The following is an 18413-nucleotide window of genomic DNA, read 5'->3' as shown; positions in this document are numbered from 1 at the left end:
GGGAGGGGTGTCCCGTCGATGGCACTCGTCGGCCCGCCGGTCGACCCCTCGACGGCTAAATACTGCATGAGCAGTCAACCTTCGATGCTACGCACGTCGAATCCCGAGGGTCGAGTATGAGCACGCTGAGAGCGGACGGCGAGGCGGTGCACGCCGAACTGTTCGTGCGGTCGCTGACGGGGGGGTCGGCACACGGCATCCAGCAAGAGGTCGTCGAACGGCTGTCGGCGCTGGCGGCGTCCGGTCGCCTCGACGGGTTCGACCTGCACGTGTGGGGCCGCGAACTCCCGCACGATTCGGCGGCGGCGCGCAGCGAGACGGGCCGGTTCGTCGCCGACCGCCTCGCGGCCTTCCGGCAGTGGGCGCGCGACAACGACCTCTCGCTCCCCGCGGTGACGACGACGGACCGCGCTTCCGCCATCACCGAGGAGGCGTACACCGCGACGACGCTCCCGCGCATCGCCCTCGCGGAGTACGTCGACGGGGAGTTGCGCCACGTCGCCCCCTGCGAGGGGCCGGAGTGTCACACCGCCGTCGCGGACCGCGTCGCGGCACTGGAGGCGGGTCGCGACGAACCCGACGACATCACGCGCGTCCCCGTCGCGCCGGGCGTGGCCGCCGGGGACGGTCCCGCCGCCGACTGACGCCTCGACCGGCAGGCATAGGCCGCCGGGTCCGCATCCACGCCCATGAGCGATAGCGACTCCGAACAGGTCGTCGTCCCCGGCGCACGGGACGTGCGGGCGACCCTCGACGCGCCCGACGCCGACGCCTGCGTCGTCGCCTGCCCGCCCCACCCGCAGATGGGTGGGCGGCGGACGGACGGCCGACTCACCGCCGTCAGCGCGTCCCTCGCACCGGACGTGGCCTGCCTGCGGTTCGACTACGGCCCGTGGGACGAGGGGCGCGGCGAGCGAACCGACGCGACGAACGCCCTCGCGTGGGCCGGCGAGCGCTTCGACCGGGTGGGACTGTTCGGGTTCAGCTTCGGCGGCGGGGTCGCCCTGCTTGCGGCGGCGGAGACGACGCCCGCGTGCGTGAGCGCGCTCGCACCCGCCTCGCGACTCGGTGACCTCGACGCGGCCGCCGCCCTCGACGACGTCGACTGTCCGGTGCAGGTCGTCTACGGCGAACGCGACACTACGGCGGAGTGGGAACCGGTCGTCTCCCGCGCACGCGAACTCGGTCACCGGGTGGAGGCGATGCCCGCCGACCACTTCTTCGTCGGGCAGACCGGGAAGGTGGGCGAACGGGTCGCGGCGTTCCTGCGCGAGCACCGCTGACTGCCACGGGTGCGTCGGGGGACGGTCCCGAACGGAGCTGTCAGCGAGTGTGGACGGCGTTCACGCCGAATGCGGGCGTGCTAGCCGCTCTCGAACGCCTGCCGCTCCCGAAACCGTTTTCCCCCGCACCTCCACACCCACAGTATGCCGACAGCGCCTACGGGGTACGACCCGAGCCTCGGGGAGAAGTTCATTTTCGTCACCGGCGGGGTCATGAGCGGCCTCGGAAAGGGCATCACGGCGGCGTCGACGGGCCGCCTGCTGTCCAACGCCGGGTTCGACGTGACGGCGGTGAAGATCGACCCCTACCTCAACGTGGACGCGGGGACGATGAACCCGTTCCAGCACGGCGAGGTGTACGTCCTCAAGGACGGCGGTGAGGTCGACCTCGATCTCGGGAACTACGAGCGCTTCCTCGACATCGACATGACGTCTGACCACAACGTCACGACGGGGAAGACCTACCAGCACGTCATCGAGAAGGAACGCGCGGGCGACTACCTCGGGAAGACGGTCCAGATCATCCCGCACATCACCGACGACATCAAGCGGCGCATCCGCGAGGCCGCACAGGGCCACGACGTCTGCATCGTCGAGGTGGGCGGCACGGTGGGCGACATCGAGGGGATGCCGTTCCTCGAAGCGCTCCGCCAGTTCGTCCACGAACAGGACGAGGGGGACTTCCTGCTGACCCACGTCACGCTCGTCCCCTACTCGAAGAACGGCGAACAGAAGACGAAACCCACCCAGCACAGCGTGAAGGAACTGCGCTCCATCGGCCTCCAGCCCGACATCCTCGTCGGGCGCGCCGACGACGAACTCGACCCGGAGACCAAGCGCAAGATCGCGCTGTTCTGTGACGTCCCCACGGACGCCGTGTTCTCGAACCCGGACGTCGAGGACATCTACCACGTCCCGCTGACCGTCGAGGAGGAGGGCCTCGACCAGTACGTTATGGAGCAGTTGAACCTCTCGGACCGGGCGCTCCCGGCCGACGAACGCGACAACCGCTGGCGCGAACTCGTGACCCAGGAGACGAGCGGGTCGCTCGACGTCGCCCTCGTCGGGAAGTACGCGCTGGAGGATGCCTACCTCTCGGTCCACGAGGCGCTGAAGCACGCCGGCCTCGAACGCGGCGTGGACGTGAACGTCCTGTGGGTGGACGCGGAGGAGATGACCGCCGACGACCGGGGTCGCCTGAAGGGCGCGGACGCCGTCATCGTCCCGGGCGGGTTCGGCGTGCGCGGCACGCAGGGCAAGATAGACGCCATCCGCTACGCCCGCGAAGAGGGCACCCCCTTCCTCGGGCTCTGTCTGGGCTTCCAGCTCGCCGTCGTGGAGTTCGCACGGAACGTCGCGGGACTCGAGGGCGCGTACTCCAGCGAGTTCGACGAGGCCGCCGACCACCCCGTCGTCGCGCTCCTGCCCGAACAGTACGAGGTGGAGGACATGGGCGGGACGATGCGCCTCGGCGCCTACGAGACGGACATCGAACCGGACAGCCTCGCCGCCGAACTGTACGGCGGCACCTCCTGTACCGAGCGCCACCGCCACCGCTACGAGGTCAACCCCGAGTACATCGACAGACTGGAGGACGCGGGCCTCGTCTTCTCCGGGAAGGTCAACAACCGCATGGAGATACTCGAACTACCCGACCACCCGTACTTCGTCGGAACGCAGTTCCACCCCGAGTTCCGCTCGCGGCCCGGCCGCGCGAGTCCGCCGTTCCTCGGCCTGCTCGACGCCGCCCTCGACGCCGAGGTGCGGTCCCCGGAGGTGGACGCCTGATGGTCGACGCCGACCGGTTCATCCAGGAGGCGATCGAGGAGATTCACGAGGAGGTGGGCGGCGCGAACGCCGTCATCGCCCTCTCGGGCGGGGTGGACTCCTCCGTCGCGGCCGCCCTCGCCTACGAGGCGCTGGGCGACCGCCTCACGCCCGTCTACGTCGACACCGGCCTGATGCGAAAGGGCGAGACCGACCAGATTCGCGAGACGTTCGACTACATGCACTCGCTGCGGGTCGTCGAGGCGAAAGACCGGTTCCTCGACGCACTCGACGGTATCACCGACCCCGAGGCGAAGCGTCACGCCATCGGCGAGCAGTTCATCCGCGAGTTCGAACGCGAGGCGAAGGAGACGGACGCCGACTACCTCGTGCAGGGGACCATCTACCCCGACCGCATCGAGAGCGAGGGCAACATCAAGTCCCACCACAACGTCGGCGGCCTGCCGGACGTCGTGGACTTCGAGGGCATCGTCGAACCCGTCCGCGACCTCTACAAGGACGAGGTGCGCGACGTGGCCCGCGAACTGGGACTGGACGAACTCGTCGCCGAACGGATGCCGTTCCCCGGTCCCGGCCTCGCGGTGCGCATCGTCGGCGAGGTGACCGAGGAGAAGTTGGAGGTGGCCCGCGAGGCCACCTACGTCGTCGAGGAGGAGCTAGAGGAGTACGACCCGTGGCAGGCGTTCGCCGCCGTCCTCGGGAAGGCGACGGGCGTGAAGGGCGACAACCGCGTCCACGGCCACGTCGTGGCCATCCGGTCGGTCGAGTCGCGCGACGGAATGACCGCCCGCGCACAGGAACTCGACTGGTCGACCCTCCAGCGCATCCAGTCGCGCATCACGGGCGAACTGCCGAATGTGGCGCGCGTCCTCTACGACGTCACTCATAAACCCCCGGCGACAATCGAGTACGAATGAGCACGATGCGCGCGATTATCGTCGGCGACGATCCGGACGGCGTCGGAGACGCACTCGAAGACCACGGCGTGGAGGTCACCCACGCGACGGGCACCGGCAACCGCGACGCCCTGACGGACGCGGGCGTGGTCGACGCGGACCTGTTGATCGTGACGGACGTCGGCCTCGCCACCTCTATCCCCGTGGCCCGCGAGGACAACGGGGACATCCGCGTGGTGGTCTACTCGCGGGACTCCATCCCGGAGTTCGCCCGCACGAGCGCCGAACTCATCCTCGACCCCGAGTTGATGGACCCCGAGACGGTCGCCGAGGAACTGGCTTGAGGCGAGGGCCGCACGGGACGCGTGGAGCGACCGACAGGGCGGCCGTGCGGGTCGCCACTCCTCGAACCCGCTGTTTTGACTTCAGTAACAGTTATTAGCGCCGACAGATACGTTCCCATATGAAGGCGAGGGTCCCTGACTGGTGGTCGCCGTGATGGTGCGGTTCACGCTCGACCACCCGACGCTCCGGGAGACGCTCACCGCAGTTCCCTCGACGCGAATCGTCTGGGAGGAATCGGACAGGACCGACAACGGCGAGATGCTCCTGTTGCTGTGGGTGGAGTCCGAGGACTTCGAGGCGTTCGAGGAGGCCACGCACGCCGACCCGACGGTGACCGCCCCCCGGTGTCTGACGGAACTCGGCGACCGACGGCTCTACCAGATCGAACAGACCGGCGAGGGACGGGCGCGCCGGATTCACACGGAACTGGTCGCCGTCGGCGGTATCATCCACGAGTGCGTCGGGACCGACGGCAGGTGGTCCCTCGAAGTCGAGTTTCCGGACCAGGACGCTCTCAAACACTTCCACTCGGTCTGTGAGGAGTTCGACCTCGACTTCCGACTCGTCCAGAAGTACGAGCAGTCGGGCGGGAAGGGGTCGAGCGGCGACTTCGGACTGACCGAGAAGCAGCGCCACGCGCTCTCGCTGGCCTGCGAGATGGGGTACTTCGAGGTCCCCCGCGGGTCCGACCTCGGCACCATCGCCGAAGAACTGGACATCTCACACCAGGCGGCCTCGGAACGCGTCAGGCGTGCCGTCGACGTCCTCGTCCGCCACACCATCCGGGTGGACGATACGCCCATGCGGGAACAGGAGGCGGACTGACGGGCCCTACTCCGCGTCCCCTCCTTCCTCGACGCGCCGGATGGCCTCCTCGACGTCCTTCTCACGGTTGTACGCCGCCATGAACTCGCGGGCCAGCGAGAGCGCCGCCTCCCGCCCCTCCGCCGTCAGCGAGTCGATCCCCTCGTTCGGGTCCGGGTCGGTCACCGACCGGTCGGTCGCGTCGACCTGCCAGCGCGCCGAATCGTCCTCCGGGTCGTTTCCCGGGGCGGGGTGGACGGACACCTGTACGTCGCCGGACTCGTAGGTGACCGGCCGGCGGGGGTCGTACTTGTCCCCGACGTGCGGGTCGTCGTCGGCCTCGCTCCACCCGGTCGGCGGTGACTCGCTGTCGCTCATGGGCGAGGTACGTGCGCCACGGGAGAAAAGGGACGGGAGGCGGAGGGAATCACCCCCTTCACGGCTCCCGACCGGTCGGTTACTCGATTGTCTGTCCGAGGCGAGCGAGGCGGACGCTCCCGTCGCGGAGGAACGGGACGCCGTGGCCCATTCCGAGTACCTCGACGGCGGGTTCGCGGTCGGCGAGGTCGTGGATGCTCTCGCGGACCGCCTCGGTGTCGTAGCTCAGCACCCACGGCGAGGGGTGGAGGTCGCCGTCCTTCTCCATCACGAGGTCGCCGACGAACGCCAGCGAGAGCGTGTCGCTGACGTAGGCCATGTGGCCCTGCGTGTGGCCGGGGGTGTGGTAGACGGTGAAACTGCCCACCCGGTCGTCGTCGCGGACGGTCTCGATGGTGAGTCCCGGTGCGTCGAGGAGCGGGGCGAACGCCCGCTGGAGCGCTCCCTTGTGGGCGCGGGTCGGGGGGCGCTTCCGCCCGGTGAGGTAGTCCGCGTCGGGTCCGCCCATGTACACCGTCGCGTCCAGGGCGAGACGCGAGAGGGCCCCGACGTGGTCCACGTCGTAGTGGGTGACCAGCACGCGCTCGATTTCCGAGAGCGAGTGGCCCGTCTCCGCTACCGCCCGCTTCAGGCGGCCCGCGTCGAGGGGCGTCCCGGCGTCCACGAGCGTCAGGACGTACTCCTCCGGGTCGGCCTCGTGGGGGTCGTCGACCCCGTCGGGCAGGTCGGCTACGAGGTAGGCGTTCACCCCGCGCAGTTCCACCAGCCAGCAGCGGTCGGTGAGTCGGGTCGGCATGGGTGACAGTAGGGCGGGGGTGGGGAAAAATACCAACCACCCAACGGGAGAGGGTCGCGGTTCAGAACGGGAGGCGCGAGCGGACGAGTCCCGCGACGGTCCGCACCTTCGAGGGGCGGCGGATGCGCGCTACCTCCTCGTCGGTGAGTTCGAAGTCGAAGACGTCGAGGTTGGCTTCGATGTGCTCGCGACTCGTCGCCTTGGGGATGGCGACGACGTTCTCGTGTTGGAGTGCCCACCGCAGGGCGACCTGCGCGGGCGACTTCCCGTGGGCGTCTGCCACCTCCCGGACGACGGTATCGGTGAGGACGCCGCCGTGTCCGAGGGGGCTGTAGGCGGTCAGCAGGACGTCGTGGATGGCACAGTAGTCGAGGAGGTCGGTCTGGTCCCAGAAGGGGTGGAACTGCACCTGGTCGGTGAAGATGGGCGCGTCGGCGAGCGAGCGCGCCTCGTCTAGCCTGTCGACGCCGAAGTTGCTCACCCCGACGTGGCGCACCGTCCCGTCCTCGACGAGTTCGTCCATCGCGTCCAGCGTCTCCGCGAGTGGCACGCGCCGATTCGGGTTGTGTATCAACAGGAGGTCCAGATAGCTCGTTCCGAGTTTCGCGAGGCTGCCCTGCACCGAGCGCATCACGTCGTCGTACGCGCGGTTCCCCCCCGAGAGCTTCGTCGTCAGGAAGACGTCTTCGCGGTCGACGTCGCTCGCCCGGACGGCCTCGCCGACCTGTCGCTCGTTCCCGTAGGCCTGCGCGGTGTCGAGGTGGCGATACCCGGCGTCGAGTGCGGTCGAGACCGCCTCGAAGCAGGCGTCACCGGTCAGTCGCCACGTCCCGAGGCCGACGGCGGGCACCGACTCGCCCTGCACGCTGACGTACTCCATACGCGACCCGACGACGGGCGCGGGGGAATAGCTTGTCGCCTCGGCGCGAGTCGGCACAGGGACTAAACCCCCTCGTGGCGATCCTCCCCCATGCTCGACCGCTTCGACTTCGAGGAACCGGGAGAGGGCGAACGCACCAGCGGCGAACTCGTCGTCACCGACGACGTCCTCGTGAAGTGCTTCGCGCTCGGCCCCGACGCGGAACTGCCCGCGCACGAACACGACGACGCGACGAACGTCTTCCACGTCCTCCAGGGCACCGTGACCGTGATTCAGGGCGAGGAGGAGGAGTCCGTAGAGGCTCCGGGCGTCGTTCTCCACGAACGCGGCGTCCCCCACGGCGCGCGCAACGACACCGACGAGGTGGCCGTGTTCACCGCCTCGCTGTGTCCACTCCCGTCGTGACGGGGACATAAACGACCGCACGGATTCGCGTCAACGCTCATCCGGGAGCGGGACGAACCCACCCGTATGAGCCCTCCCCGCTCGCTCGTCCGGTCGATAGCCGACGGTGTCGTCGTCTGGGCGGCACTCGCCCTGTCGGTCCTGAGCGTCGAACTGGCGCTCGGGACGTGGTCGCTCGCGGACGTCGCCCCGCTGACCGACTCGGACGACCTGGTCTCGTTCGTCGTCACCACCGCGGTGACGTTCGGCCTCGTCGTCGGCTGTGTGGCCTCCTATCGTCGGTGGCGGCTCGTCGCACCGCTCGCGGTTCTCGCCCTCTACCTCGGGTACTTCGCCGTCCTCGGCGTCAGCGTCGGCGCGGCGGGTTGGCCGTTCGTGGCCGCGCTCTACTCGCCGCTGGTCGTGCCCGTCCTCGCGCTCTCCGGGGGACTCGAGTACCTGTTCAGGCGGCGTCGGGGTCGGCCGTCGCCCGCATAGCGCGGGCCACGGACCGCGGCCTGAACCCCACCAGCGCCCCGAAGCGCTCCGAGTCGAGCGAGGTGTCCCGGTGGAGCGACGGGTCCTCGGGCATCGGTTCGGCCGCGATTCGCCGGTACGGGAGGCCCATCGCGGCGGCGGCCGCGCGGTGGAAGGCGGCGACGCTCGTCCGCGGCGTCGGGACGTGGACGACGCCCCGCGCTCCCCCCTCGACGAGTCGCGCCACGGCCCGCGCCGCGTCGCCCACCGCGACCGGACTCTTGTACATGTCCCCGTAGTAGCCGACCCGCTCGCCCGCGCGGAGTCGTATCGCCGTCTCGGCGAGGCGGGGGTCCAGGTCCCCGCGCGACCGGCCGTAGAGGTAGTCCGTGCGGAGAATACCCGAATCCCGGAGTCCCCCGATCCGACGCTCGAACGCACGGAGGCGCTCGCCGTAGCGCGATTTGGGCGAGGGGTCGTCGGACTCGACGTACCCTCCCGACGCTCCGTCGAAGACGCCCGCGCTGGAGACGTACAGGAGTCGCGCTCCCGCGTCGTCGCAGGCGTCGACGAACCGCCCCGCGGCCGCCTCGAACCGCTCTCGGGAATGGTCGGTGCGTTCGACGTGGGCGGCGAACACCACCGTCCCACACTCCTCGAACGGGAGGTCGGCGGGGTCGTCCGCGAAGAGGTCGAACGGCACGCGAGCGCCCTCGCGCGGGGTGGCGTGGTAGGTCCCGCGGGTCCCGTGGCCGTGGCTGCGGAGTCGGTCCACGACGCTCCGCCCGAGGAAGCCGCTCGCCCCGACGACGAGGACGCTCACCCTCTCACCGCCGCGCCAGTCCCGCGAGGTGCGGGGCCTCCTCGACGATTATCTCGCGTACGCCGAGGCGGGCGGCGTTCTCGCTCCCGGGGAGACAGAAGACGGGGACGCCGTCCCCGCTCTCGGGCGGACGGACGATGCCAGCGGTGGCGCGCGTGCCGACGACGCGGGTGCCGACCTCGTCGCGCGAGAGCTGACGGAACAGTTCGCCGAAGCCGGGCAGGTCCTTCACGAACAGCCCCTCGACGGCCTCGATGGTCACGTCGTCGGGGGTGACGCCCGTCCCGCCGGTGGTGACGACGGCGTCCACGGCGTCGTCCGCCACGGCGTCGGCGACGGCCGCGTGGACGGCCTCGAAGTCGTCGGGGACGACCTCGCGCACCTCGACGGTGTGGTCCGCGTCGGTCACGAGTGATTCGATGGCGTCGCCCGCGGCGTCCTCGTCCAGCGTGCGCGAGGAGGAGACGGTGAACACCGCGAACCCGAGGCGGTCGATGTCGTGGTGGTGGTGGTCGTGCGTGCCCGCCTCGCCGTGTTCGTGCCCGTGGTCGTGGTCGTGGTCCGCGCCCAGTTCGTGCTCGTCCCGGCCGCGAAGGGGTTCGTCGCCGTCGGTCATGGTCGCGGCTTCGGCGGCCCGGTTGATAAATTCGGGCCGCCGGAGGGGGCCCGTCTTGCAGTCATCGGCAGGGTTTTGCGCCATGCCCTCTCAGCCCATGCCATGAAAGCAGTCCAGTTCGAGGAGCACGGCGATTCGAGCGTGCTGGAGTACGACGAATTCGAGGACCCCGACATCGCGGACGACGAGGTGCTCGTCGACGTGAAGGCGGGCGCACTCAACCACCTCGACGTCTGGACTCGCCGGGGGCTGCCCGGCGTGGAACTCGATATGCCGCACATCCCCGGCAGCGACGCGGCGGGCGTCGTCAGCGAGGTGGGCGCGGACGTGACGCGCTTCGAGGAGGGCGACCACGTCGCCGTCTGCGCCGGGCGCTACTGCGGCAAGTGCGAGTTCTGCCGCGACGGGCAGGAGTCGGAGTGTGAGAGCTACCACATCATGGGCGAACACGTCCGGGGGGTCCACGCCGAACAGGCCGCCGTCCCCGAGGAGAACCTCGTCCCGGTGCCGGACGACGTCGACTGGCACACCGCCGCCGCCTCCTCGCTGGTCTTCCAGACGGCGTGGCGGATGCTCGTCACCCGCGCGGAACTCGGCCCGAGCGAGAAGGTGCTGGTCCTCGGTGCGTCCGGTGGCGTCGGCCACGCCGCCGTCCAGATCGCCGACTACCTCGGCGCCGAGGTGTACGCCACCGCGAGCACCGACGAGAAACTCGAGTACGCCCGCGAGTGCGGCGCGGACCACGTCATCAACTACGAGGAGTCCTCGTTCAAAGACGAGATTCGCGACCTGACCGACGGACGGGGCGTCGACGTCGTCGTCGATCACATCGGCCCCGCGACGTGGGAAGACTCCCAGAAGGCCCTCGCGAAGGGCGGACGCATCGTCACCTGCGGGGCGACCACCGGCCCGAAGGCCGAGACGAACATCAACCGCGTCTTCTGGAACCAGCTGGAGATTCTCGGTTCCACGATGGCGACGCCCGGCGAGATAGACGACGTGCTCCCCCTCGTCTGGGACGGCACCTTCGAGGTCCACGTCCGCGACGTCCTCCCCATGAGCGAGGCACAGCGCGCCCACGAGATGCTGGAGGAGCGCGAGGGATTCGGCAAGGTCGTCGTCGTGCCCGACAGCGAGTACGATGGGTGAAAACGGCGGGAACGAACACACAGAGGGGTCGGAGGGCTACGTCCACGACCCCGAACGGTTCCGCAGGCGCGAGAAGTCGGACAGCGACCGCGATAGCGACGGCCCGCGGACGACACGGGCGTACGTCCACGACGACGCGGCCCGCGACACCGCGAACAACGAGTTCGGCGCGCGCGGGTGGGGCCTCGTCGCCGCCCTCCTCGTCGCGTTCGTCGCCGTCCCGGCGACCATCCTCTACATCCCGTACTCGGGGGACGTCATCGCGTCGCTCGGTCTGACCTACCGGGACGCCTACCTCGTCCTCCCGCTGCTGCCGGCGCTCGGCCTCGGCGCGCTGGCCGTCTGGGTGGCCGTCGGGAGCCTCTCGCGGTAGAGACCGTCCCGCGACTGGTCCCTGCAGGCGCAGGCATCGTACGGATTCCTTTCCGACCGCTCCTGAAGGTCATGTCCGAACTCGAAATCGAACGGGAGTTGACCCGACAGGAAGTCGCCGACTACCTCCGGGAGTTCGCCGACAAACTCGCCGACGACCGCCGGGGGGAGGGTCGTGTGAACCGCGACGCGGACGGCTCGAACGGGGGTCCCGAGGGGGTTCGGGCACCGGGTCGTCGCGACGAGTTCGACGATACGACCGGGAGTGGGACCGACGCTGCGAACACCACGTCGTCCCACGCTGCCGACAGCGCGGCCCACGGGACGGCGGACGACACGCGCGGCTCACACGAGTCAGACGAGCGGACGACCGACCGCGTCCGCCCCAACAACGGCAAGATAACGCTCCTCGTCGGCAACGACAGCGCGACGGTGAACCCGCCCGAGCGCGTCCTGTTCGGCGTGGAGGTCGGACGGGACTCCTCGCTGATGGGCGGCGGGAAGGGGGAGGTCGTCGAGTTCCGCCTGCACTGGAACGCCGACGACGTCCCCGAGGACGACGAACTCAGCATCCAGTAAGGCGCCTACCGGACGGGTTCGAGCGGGACCTCCACCAGCGTGACGCCGTCCCCGCCGACCGCGTCGTCCAGCACCTCGCCCAGTTCGTCCCACGTCTCGGGGCGGTGGGCGTCGATGCCGAAGCTCTCGGCGAACGTCACGAAGTCCGGGTTGCCGAGGCCCGTCCCGAACGCCTCGTCCCGGTGGTCTCGCTGTTTCTCGCTGATGAGGCCGTAGTCGTCGTCCCGGAAGACGACGACGGTGAACGAGCAGTCGAGGCGGGTCGCCGTCTCCAGTTCCGCGGCGTTCATCAGGAACCCCCCGTCGCCCGTGACGGCGACGACGTCCTCCTCGACGGCGATGTCGGCGGCCACCGCGCCGGGCACCGCGATGCCCATCGTCGCGAGGCCGTTCGAGATGATGCAGGTGTTCGGGTCGTACGTCGGGAAGTGCTTCGCGATGGCCATCTTGTGGCTCCCGACGTCCGAAATCAGCACGTCCTCGTCGGCCATCGCCTCGCGCAGGAGGGGCAGGGCGTTCTTGACGGTCACGTCGTCGTCCTCGGTCGGCGCGCCCGTCACCTCCTCGACGAGGTCCTCGCGGAGGTCGGCGTACCAGTCCGTGTCCGTCCCCCCGATGTCGGCCCCGCAGAGGGCTTCGATGCCGTGGGCGATGTCACAGACCACCTCCACGTCCGGGACGTAGTGTTCGTACACCTCGGCGGGTTCGAAGTCGAGGTGGACGACGCGCTTCTCGCCGTCGGGGTTCCAGTTCTCCGGGTCGTGTTCGGCGATGTCGTAGCCGACGGCGAGGATGGTGTCCGCCCGGTCGATGACGCGTTCGGCCTGGTCTTCCGACCCGGAGTCGAGGGTCATCAGCGAGTGGTCGTCGGCGTCCGACACCGCCCCCTTGCCCATGTAGGTGGCGACGGCCGGGATGTCGGTCATCTCGACGAGCGAGCGCAGTTGCTCGGCGGCGCGGGTCCGCACTGCGCCGTTGCCCGCCAGCACGAGGGGGCGGTCCGCCTCGCGCAGGACCTCGACGGCGCGGTCGATGGCCTCGCCGTCTGGACTGGGCCGGCGAATCTCTCGTTCACCGGGGTCGAGGGGTCGGGAGTCCGTCTCCTCCCCCGCCACGTCTTCGGGGATCTCGAGGTGCGTCGCGCCGGGTTTCTCGTGTTCGGCGAGTTTGAACGCCTTGCGGACCGACTCGTGGATGGCATCGGGGTAGTCCATCCGCGTGTTCCACTTCGTGATGGGTTCGAACATGTCCACGACGTCGAGCATCTGGTGGCTCTCCTGGTGGAGGCGTTCGCGCCCGCCCTGCCCCGTGATGGCCACCAGCGGGGACTTGTCGAGGTGGGCGTCCGCGACGCCCGTCAGCAGGTTCGTCGCGCCGGGACCGAGCGTGGAGAGACAGACGCCTGCCTCGCCCGTGAGACGACCGTGGACGTCGGCCATGAACGCCGCGCCCTGTTCGTGGCGCACCGGGATGAACTGCACCTCGGAGTCGCGAATCGAGAAGAGGAGGTCCTCGAGTTCCTCGCCGGGGAGGCCGAAGACGTACTCCACGCCCTCGGCTTCGAGACAGGACACCAGCAGGTCAGAGGCTTGCATACCAGGGGGACTCGTGGGAGACACATCAAACCCCGGCGCGCCCCTGCCTACTCCCGAATCGTGTCAGTATCTCTCTGGTTACGCCGCGACGCTCAAATACACTCCATGCCTATCTGTGACATGGCGTACTACGAGTGTACCTCCTGTCGCCGACGGTTCATCAGTGCGGGGGGGATGACCTGCGTGCACTGCGGCGGGCGACTCCGCGACCTCACGCTCGTCCACGCGTGACCGAGAGAGTGGGTCGGCGGCGTCCAGTCCCGTGAGCGGACGCTCCCGGCCGTTCTCCCCGCCCCCGTTCACTGGTCGGCCGCCGACTGCACCCACACCGTCTTCTCGTTGACGAACTCCTTGATGCCGTTCTCGCTCAGTTCGCGGCCGTACCCGGAGTTCTTCACGCCGCCGAAGGGGATTCGCGGGTCCGACTTCGTGAGTTCGTTGACGAACACGCACCCGGATTCGACCCGCCGGGCCATCTCCCGGCCCCGGTCCAGGTCCTCGGTCCAGACGGACCCGCCCAGACCGAAGTCCGAGTCGTTGGCCACCTCGATTGCCTCGTCCTCGCTCTCGACGCGGAAGACGGCCGCCGCGGGGCCGAACACCTCCTCGGTCGCCATCGTCGAGTCCCGGGGGACGTCGGTCACGACCGTCGGCGGGTAGAAGAAGCCCTCGCGGTCCAGCGGTTCCCCTCCGGTCTGCAGGGTCGCGCCCGCGTCGAGCGTGTCCTGTACCTGCTCGTGCAGGTCCTCCATGAGGTCCTCGCGGGCCTGCGGGCCGATGTCGGTGTCCTCGTCGGTCGGGTCGCCGATTTCGAGGGACTCCATCTCCGCGACGAACGCGTCCAGGAACTCGTCGTACACGTCGTCGTGGACGATGAACCGTTTGGCGGCGATGCAGGACTGCCCGGAACTGAGCGTCCGCGCCTGCGTCCCCACCTCCGCCGCCGTCTCCAGGTCCGCGTCGTCCATGACGATGAACGGGTCGGAGCCGCCGAGTTCGAGAACAGTGGGTTTGAGTTCCTTGCCCGCCGTCTCCGCGACGGCCCGGCCCGCGGGTTCGCTCCCGGTGAGCGTCGCCGCCTGGACTCGCTCGTCCTCGATGATACCGTCTATCTTGTCCGACCCCACCACGAGCGTCTGGAAGACGCCCTCGGGGAACCCGGCTTCGAGGAACACCTCCTCGATGGCGCGGGCCGTCTCGGGGACGTTCGAGGCGTGCTTGAGGAGCCCCGTGTTGCCCGCCGTGAGGTTCGGCGCGGCGAAACGGAACACCTGCCAGAAGGGGTAATTCCACGGCATCACGGCGAGGACCGGCCCCAGCGGTTCGTAGGAGACGAACGCCTCCGCCTCGGGGGAACTCTGTCGGTGGTCGTCCTCCAGATAGTGGCCCGCGTACTCGGCGTAGTGCTCGCAGACCCACGCGCACTTCTCTATCTCGGAACGAGCGCCCTCGATGGGTTTCCCCATCTCCTTCGTGATTATCCGGGCGTACTCCTCCTGGTTCTCCCGGAGGACGTCCGCGGCGTCGTCCATCAACTGGCGACGCTCCTCCATGCGACGGTCGCTCCACTCGGGGAACACCTCGTCGGCGAGTGCGAGGGCGTCCTCGACGTCCGACTCGCCGTCCTCCTCGACCGGTTCGAGTGACTCCTCCGTGGCCGGGTTGGTGCGCTCCATGCGTCGGGAGACGGGCGGCGGGCGGTTAGTCGTTCGGCCCGCGGTGGACTGGTGTGGAAGCCTACTAGTCGATTACCTCCCTGTCCCGCCAGAACTTCCCGCCCACCTTTTTACTGCGAGGGGTGTGCTCCCTCGCGGCGCTCGGTCGCCCACCCCCGCTTGCAAAAAGCTGGAGCAAAAACCGCCGCTCGCTTCCGACGTTCACGGCTTCGCCGTTCGCGTCGTTCGTTCGCAGCCGGGCTCCGGGACCGCGGTGCTACCAGCTGATTATCTCCCCGTCCCGCCAGAACTTCCCGCCCGGCCCGTCGCGGAACCGCGCCAGCCAGACGGGCGTCTCCGCGCCCTTCTCGACCGACCGGGAGGCGGACTCGCCGCCCATGTCGGTGCGGACCCACCCCGGACAGACGGAGTTGGCGACGAGTTTGGGGCCGTACTCGCCGTGGAGGTAGGCCGTGAGACCGTTGATGCCCGCCTTCGAGACGCGGTAGGCCGCCGCGCCGCCGTCCATCCCCTCCAGTGCGCCCATGCCGGACGAGAGGTTGACGACGCGCGGGGCGTCCGTCTGCAACAGGAGGGGCAACGCGTACTTCGTGAGGACCATCGGCCCCTGTACGTTCGTCGTCAGCGTCCGCTCGATGACGTCGACGGGCATCTCGTGGAGGGGTTCACGGGTGTCCATCACGCCCGCATTATTGACCAGAACGTCGAGGCGACCCTGCTCGTCCTCGATTCGGTCGAGCGCCGCCTCGGCGTGCGTCGGGTCGGTCACGTCCAGTCTGAGCACCCGCTGGTCCTCCGGCGGGTCGAACGACTCGGGGTCGCGCACCCCGGCGTACACCGTCGCGCCGTGGCCGACGAGTTCCGCGGCGATTCGCTTCCCGATGCCGCGGTTCGCGCCCGTCACGAGCGCGACCTGGCCGTCGAGCGAGTCGAACAGTTCGACGGTGTCCGGGTCTGTGTCCATGCCCGGGAGGAGGGGCGGACCGCGCAAAAAGCGTCCGTCCGGGCTACCCGGTCACTCGAAGTCCCGGCGCATGGCGATTTCGAACCACGGGCAGAGGCGGAGTTGTCGGTAGAGCTTCGGGTGGTCGTGGAGGTGTTCGTAGTCCACCCACAGGTGGCCGCCGACCTCCTCGGGGTCGGGGTCCATCGAGATATCGGTGAGCGTACACTTGAGGACGGCGCAGACCTCCCACTCCAGCCCCTCGTTCATGTAGTAGCGCTTGTACTCGAACTTGTCCGTCACGCGGAGGTTCTCGTACTGGTCGGGCGTGATGCCGAGTTCCTCCTCCAGTCGCTGCTGGGTGGCGTCCTCCTGACTCTGCCCCTGCACGGGGTGGGAGGCGACGGTGCCGTCCCAGTAGGTGTCCCAGAGGCGCTTGTCGGGGCTGCGCTGGGCAAGCAGGACTCGGTCCTCCTCGTCGAAGACCAGCACCGTGAACGCGCGGTGTCGCCGCCCGTCGCCCGTGTGGGCGTCCAGTCGGTTGACCAGTTCCTCCTCGTTGTCGTCCTCGTCCACCGCGACGACCTGCTGTCTCGCGTTCTTGTGTTCGACCGTCCCGTCGGTGCTCCCGTCCGTCTCCGCGTCCGCTCCCGACTCCCGTCGGGCGGCGTCGTCCGTGCTCATACCAGCACAGTCGGAGACGTCTCTTAAGGCCTCTTCGGGTCGTCGGACGGGTCCTCGGGCGGGTGCGGGCGGTAGTTCGCCCCGACGTGGAAGCGCATGGCCCCCGGGAGACAGCGCGCGACGACGTGTTCGTGGCTGACGAGTTCGCCGTCGAGGCTGAACGTCACCGGCCCACCCGCGTGCCGGACGGACAGTTGCGGCACGCGCACCCGCGTCAGGTGCGACGCGCCGCGCCGGAGGAGTCGGTCCGCGGCCCCCTGCGCGAGGTAGTCGAGGGCGGGCGCCCGCTCGATGATGACGACGTTCAGCAGGCCGTCCTCCACGTTCGCCGGGCGACGCCGTTCGCCCGGAAACCGCCGGGCGTTCCCGACGAGGACCATCAGCGCCCGGCCCGACCAGAGCGGGTCCTCGCGCGGGCCCGCGCGCACATCGAGTTCCAGCCCCTCGAAGCTCCGGGACTCCGCGAACGTCGTCAGGACGTACGCGAGCACCCCCAGTCGGCGCTTCCGGTCGGGCGTCGCCCGGGCGCTGGCGTTCGCCGTCAGCCCGCCGACGCAGGAGTTACAGAACGGTCGGACCGGGCCGTCCTCGCCGCCTCGCTCCTCGACGGTCCCGAGGTCGAGTCGCCGCGCCGGGCCGTCGAGGGCGTCGAACGCCGCCCCGACCGACGTGATGCCGATGTTGTCCGCGAAGTCGTTGCCCGTCCCGCCGGGGACGACGCCGAGTCGCGTCCGGGCCAGCGCGTCCGCCTCGTACACCCCTCGGACCACCTCGTTGAGGGTGCCGTCGCCCCCGCAGGCGACGACCAGTTCCGCCCCGCCCGTCGCTGCCTCGCGTGCGAGCGTCCGCGTCTCGCCGCGGCCCGCGCTCTCGCGGACGGCGAACCCCCGGTCGGTCGCGAGACGGACGGCTCGACGACCGGCGCGTCGGTTCCCGCTCGCCGGGTTGTAGACGAGGACGCGGTCGTTCATCGTCCACCGGTTCGCGGCCGCCGGCAAAGACACTGCAGTCGGGCCTTTCGGTCGGTCACACGGGGTTGGGGTCGTAGGCCCCGCCCACCGGGAGGCACAGGCGAGCCTCGGCGACCGAGACGTCCAGTCGGTGGGTAGTGACCATCTCGCCGTCGAGGCTGAACGTGACGGGGTCGTCGTCACGGACGGCGATCTCCAGGTGGGGCGTCACCAGTCGCGTCACCCACTCGGGGTCCCGACCGAGCAACTGGACGAGCGCGGCCCCGCTCGCGAGGTCGACGGTCGGTTGACGCTCGACGATGGTCACGTCGAGCAGGCCGTCCTCCACGTTCGCCTGCGTCGCCCGCTCGCCCGGGAACCGCCGGGCGTTGCCCACGAGCACCATCGCCGCCGGCCCGTGCCACGGGTCGCCCTCGCCGCGGGGCGTCACCGACAGTTCGAGGCCGTCGAACGTCGCCATCTCCCGGAGGCTGCTGAGGACGTACGCGAGGACGCCGAGGCGCTCTTTCTGTTCCGGGGCGGTGTTCGCGCTGGCGTTGGCCGTCAGTCCGCAGATACAGGAGTTGAGAAAGGGCAACGGGTCGCCGCCGTCGGCCCGGACCACTCCGAGGTCGATGGTTCGACGCTCGCCGCTCGCGATGGCCGCGAACGCCAGTTCGACGCTCGTGATGCCGATGTTGTCCGCGAAGTCGTTGCCCGTCCCGCCGGGGACGACGCCGAACTCCACCTCGGGGAGGGCGTCCGCCAGCCAGAGCCCCCGGACCACCTCGTTGAGGGTGCCGTCGCCCCCGCAGGCGACGACTCGGTCGGCACCGTCCTCGGCCGCGTCGCGGGCGAACCCTACCGCGTCGCCCGACCGCTCGGTCTCGCGGACGGAGAAGCCGTGTTCCGCGGCGAGTTCCCGGACGCGAGCGGCGTGGTTGGCGCGCCCGCTGACCGGGTTCAACACGAGGACCGTCTCCGGATCTGTCATC

General features: G+C 69.6%; 23 protein-coding genes. 12 read left to right on the top strand and 11 right to left on the bottom strand.

What is annotated here, in order from left to right; genetic code table 11:
• Window positions 1-116 precede the first annotated feature (116 nt).
• The 6 genes from NKG96_RS13100 to NKG96_RS13075 all read left to right on the top strand — a co-directional run bounded on the left by NKG96_RS13100 (window position 117) and on the right by NKG96_RS13075 (window position 5137).
• Window positions 117-644, top strand: coding sequence for an HTH domain-containing protein (locus tag NKG96_RS13100; RefSeq protein WP_254535422.1), 528 nt, complete (start codon window positions 117-119; stop codon window positions 642-644).
• Between the two features lie 45 nt (window positions 645-689).
• The gene (locus NKG96_RS13095; RefSeq protein ID WP_254535421.1) at window positions 690-1283 is read left to right on the top strand and encodes a dienelactone hydrolase family protein; all 594 of its coding nucleotides are present in this window, start codon (window positions 690-692) and stop codon (window positions 1281-1283) included.
• 144 nt (window positions 1284-1427) lie between these two features.
• Entirely contained in the window at window positions 1428-3071 is a 1644-nt protein-coding gene (gene pyrG / locus NKG96_RS13090; protein WP_254535419.1) for a glutamine hydrolyzing CTP synthase, read from the top strand.
• Window positions 3071-3988 carry a glutamine-hydrolyzing GMP synthase gene (gene guaA, locus NKG96_RS13085; protein WP_254535418.1) on the top strand — a complete coding sequence of 306 codons (918 nt, stop codon included), beginning with the start codon at window positions 3071-3073 and terminating at the stop codon, window positions 3986-3988. The genes pyrG and guaA overlap by 1 nt, the downstream gene beginning before the upstream one ends.
• Window positions 3985-4311 carry a DUF7126 family protein gene (locus NKG96_RS13080; protein WP_368409258.1) on the top strand — a complete coding sequence of 109 codons (327 nt, stop codon included), beginning with the start codon at window positions 3985-3987 and terminating at the stop codon, window positions 4309-4311. Before guaA ends, NKG96_RS13080 begins: the two co-directional genes overlap by 4 nt.
• A gap of 154 nt (window positions 4312-4465) precedes the next feature.
• A complete protein-coding gene (locus NKG96_RS13075) occupies window positions 4466-5137 on the top strand; it encodes a helix-turn-helix domain-containing protein (RefSeq protein ID WP_254535417.1) in 672 nt (223 codons plus the stop codon).
• A gap of 6 nt (window positions 5138-5143) precedes the next feature.
• On the opposite strand, the gene NKG96_RS13070 is transcribed toward NKG96_RS13075, so the two are convergent.
• The 3 genes from NKG96_RS13070 to NKG96_RS13060 form a co-directional block, all read right to left on the bottom strand.
• A complete protein-coding gene (locus NKG96_RS13070; protein WP_254535416.1) occupies window positions 5144-5494 on the bottom strand; it encodes a hypothetical protein in 351 nt (116 codons plus the stop codon).
• Between the two features lie 79 nt (window positions 5495-5573).
• Complete coding sequence (locus tag NKG96_RS13065; protein ID WP_254535415.1) at window positions 5574-6290, bottom strand: MBL fold metallo-hydrolase; 717 nt, start codon at window positions 6288-6290, stop codon at window positions 5574-5576.
• Between the two features lie 61 nt (window positions 6291-6351).
• Entirely contained in the window at window positions 6352-7170 is an 819-nt protein-coding gene (locus NKG96_RS13060) for an aldo/keto reductase (RefSeq protein WP_254535414.1), read from the bottom strand.
• Between the two features lie 90 nt (window positions 7171-7260).
• Here NKG96_RS13060 and NKG96_RS13055 point away from each other — a divergent pair, with 90 nt between their 5' ends.
• Both NKG96_RS13055 and NKG96_RS13050 read left to right on the top strand, forming a co-directional pair.
• Window positions 7261-7575 (top strand): cupin domain-containing protein, encoded by a 315-nt coding sequence (locus NKG96_RS13055; protein ID WP_254535413.1) that lies wholly within the window; start codon window positions 7261-7263, stop codon window positions 7573-7575.
• A 66-nt stretch (window positions 7576-7641) separates the two neighbouring features.
• On the top strand, window positions 7642-8052 hold the full coding sequence (locus tag NKG96_RS13050) for a hypothetical protein (protein WP_254535412.1): 411 nt from the start codon (window positions 7642-7644) through the stop codon (window positions 8050-8052).
• Here NKG96_RS13050 and NKG96_RS13045 read toward each other — a convergent pair.
• Window positions 8018-8854 carry a sugar nucleotide-binding protein gene (locus NKG96_RS13045; protein ID WP_254535411.1) on the bottom strand — a complete coding sequence of 279 codons (837 nt, stop codon included), beginning with the start codon at window positions 8852-8854 and terminating at the stop codon, window positions 8018-8020. The genes NKG96_RS13050 and NKG96_RS13045 overlap by 35 nt on opposite strands.
• Window positions 8855-8858: 4 nt before the next feature.
• A complete protein-coding gene (locus NKG96_RS13040) occupies window positions 8859-9470 on the bottom strand; it encodes a MogA/MoaB family molybdenum cofactor biosynthesis protein (protein ID WP_254535410.1) in 612 nt (203 codons plus the stop codon).
• Window positions 9471-9572: 102 nt separating this feature from the next.
• On the opposite strand from NKG96_RS13040, the gene NKG96_RS13035 reads away from it, so the two are divergent.
• The 3 genes from NKG96_RS13035 to NKG96_RS13025 all read left to right on the top strand — a co-directional run bounded on the left by NKG96_RS13035 (window position 9573) and on the right by NKG96_RS13025 (window position 11570).
• Complete coding sequence (locus NKG96_RS13035) at window positions 9573-10619, top strand: zinc-binding dehydrogenase (RefSeq protein ID WP_254535409.1); 1047 nt, start codon at window positions 9573-9575, stop codon at window positions 10617-10619.
• On the top strand, window positions 10612-10992 hold the full coding sequence (locus NKG96_RS13030) for a DUF7977 family protein (protein WP_254535408.1): 381 nt from the start codon (window positions 10612-10614) through the stop codon (window positions 10990-10992). Before NKG96_RS13035 ends, NKG96_RS13030 begins: the two co-directional genes overlap by 8 nt.
• 71 nt (window positions 10993-11063) lie before the next feature.
• Window positions 11064-11570, top strand: a complete 507-nt coding sequence (locus NKG96_RS13025; RefSeq protein ID WP_254535407.1) for an amphi-Trp domain-containing protein — start codon at window positions 11064-11066, stop codon at window positions 11568-11570.
• 5 nt (window positions 11571-11575) lie between these two features.
• On the opposite strand, the gene NKG96_RS13020 is transcribed toward NKG96_RS13025, so the two are convergent.
• Window positions 11576-13165 carry an acetolactate synthase large subunit gene (locus NKG96_RS13020; RefSeq protein ID WP_254535405.1) on the bottom strand — a complete coding sequence of 530 codons (1590 nt, stop codon included), beginning with the start codon at window positions 13163-13165 and terminating at the stop codon, window positions 11576-11578.
• A 120-nt stretch (window positions 13166-13285) separates the two neighbouring features.
• Here NKG96_RS13020 and NKG96_RS21185 point away from each other — a divergent pair, with 120 nt between their 5' ends.
• Window positions 13286-13396: a DUF7129 domain-containing putative zinc-binding protein gene (locus tag NKG96_RS21185; RefSeq protein ID WP_438267355.1), complete on the top strand. Its 111-nt coding sequence runs from the start codon at window positions 13286-13288 to the stop codon at window positions 13394-13396.
• Between the two features lie 68 nt (window positions 13397-13464).
• Here NKG96_RS21185 and NKG96_RS13015 read toward each other — a convergent pair whose 3' ends face one another.
• The 5 genes from NKG96_RS13015 to NKG96_RS12995 all read right to left on the bottom strand — a co-directional run bounded on the left by NKG96_RS13015 (window position 13465) and on the right by NKG96_RS12995 (window position 18412).
• Window positions 13465-14841: an NAD-dependent succinate-semialdehyde dehydrogenase gene (locus NKG96_RS13015; RefSeq protein ID WP_254535404.1), complete on the bottom strand. Its 1377-nt coding sequence runs from the start codon at window positions 14839-14841 to the stop codon at window positions 13465-13467.
• A gap of 256 nt (window positions 14842-15097) precedes the next feature.
• Complete coding sequence (locus NKG96_RS13010) at window positions 15098-15805, bottom strand: SDR family NAD(P)-dependent oxidoreductase (RefSeq protein WP_254535403.1); 708 nt, start codon at window positions 15803-15805, stop codon at window positions 15098-15100.
• A gap of 51 nt (window positions 15806-15856) precedes the next feature.
• On the bottom strand, window positions 15857-16468 hold the full coding sequence (locus NKG96_RS13005; protein WP_254535402.1) for an NUDIX hydrolase: 612 nt from the start codon (window positions 16466-16468) through the stop codon (window positions 15857-15859).
• Between the two features lie 23 nt (window positions 16469-16491).
• Complete coding sequence (locus tag NKG96_RS13000) at window positions 16492-17439, bottom strand: diacylglycerol/lipid kinase family protein (protein WP_254535401.1); 948 nt, start codon at window positions 17437-17439, stop codon at window positions 16492-16494.
• Window positions 17440-17494: 55 nt separating this feature from the next.
• Window positions 17495-18412: a diacylglycerol/lipid kinase family protein gene (locus NKG96_RS12995; protein ID WP_254535400.1), complete on the bottom strand. Its 918-nt coding sequence runs from the start codon at window positions 18410-18412 to the stop codon at window positions 17495-17497.
• Window position 18413: the final 1 nt, after the last annotated feature.

The sequence above is a fragment of the Halomarina litorea genome (assembly GCF_024227715.1).
Lineage (GTDB): Archaea > Halobacteriota > Halobacteria > Halobacteriales > Haloarculaceae > Halomarina > Halomarina litorea.
This window is presented reverse-complemented; position numbering and strand designations above follow the sequence as displayed.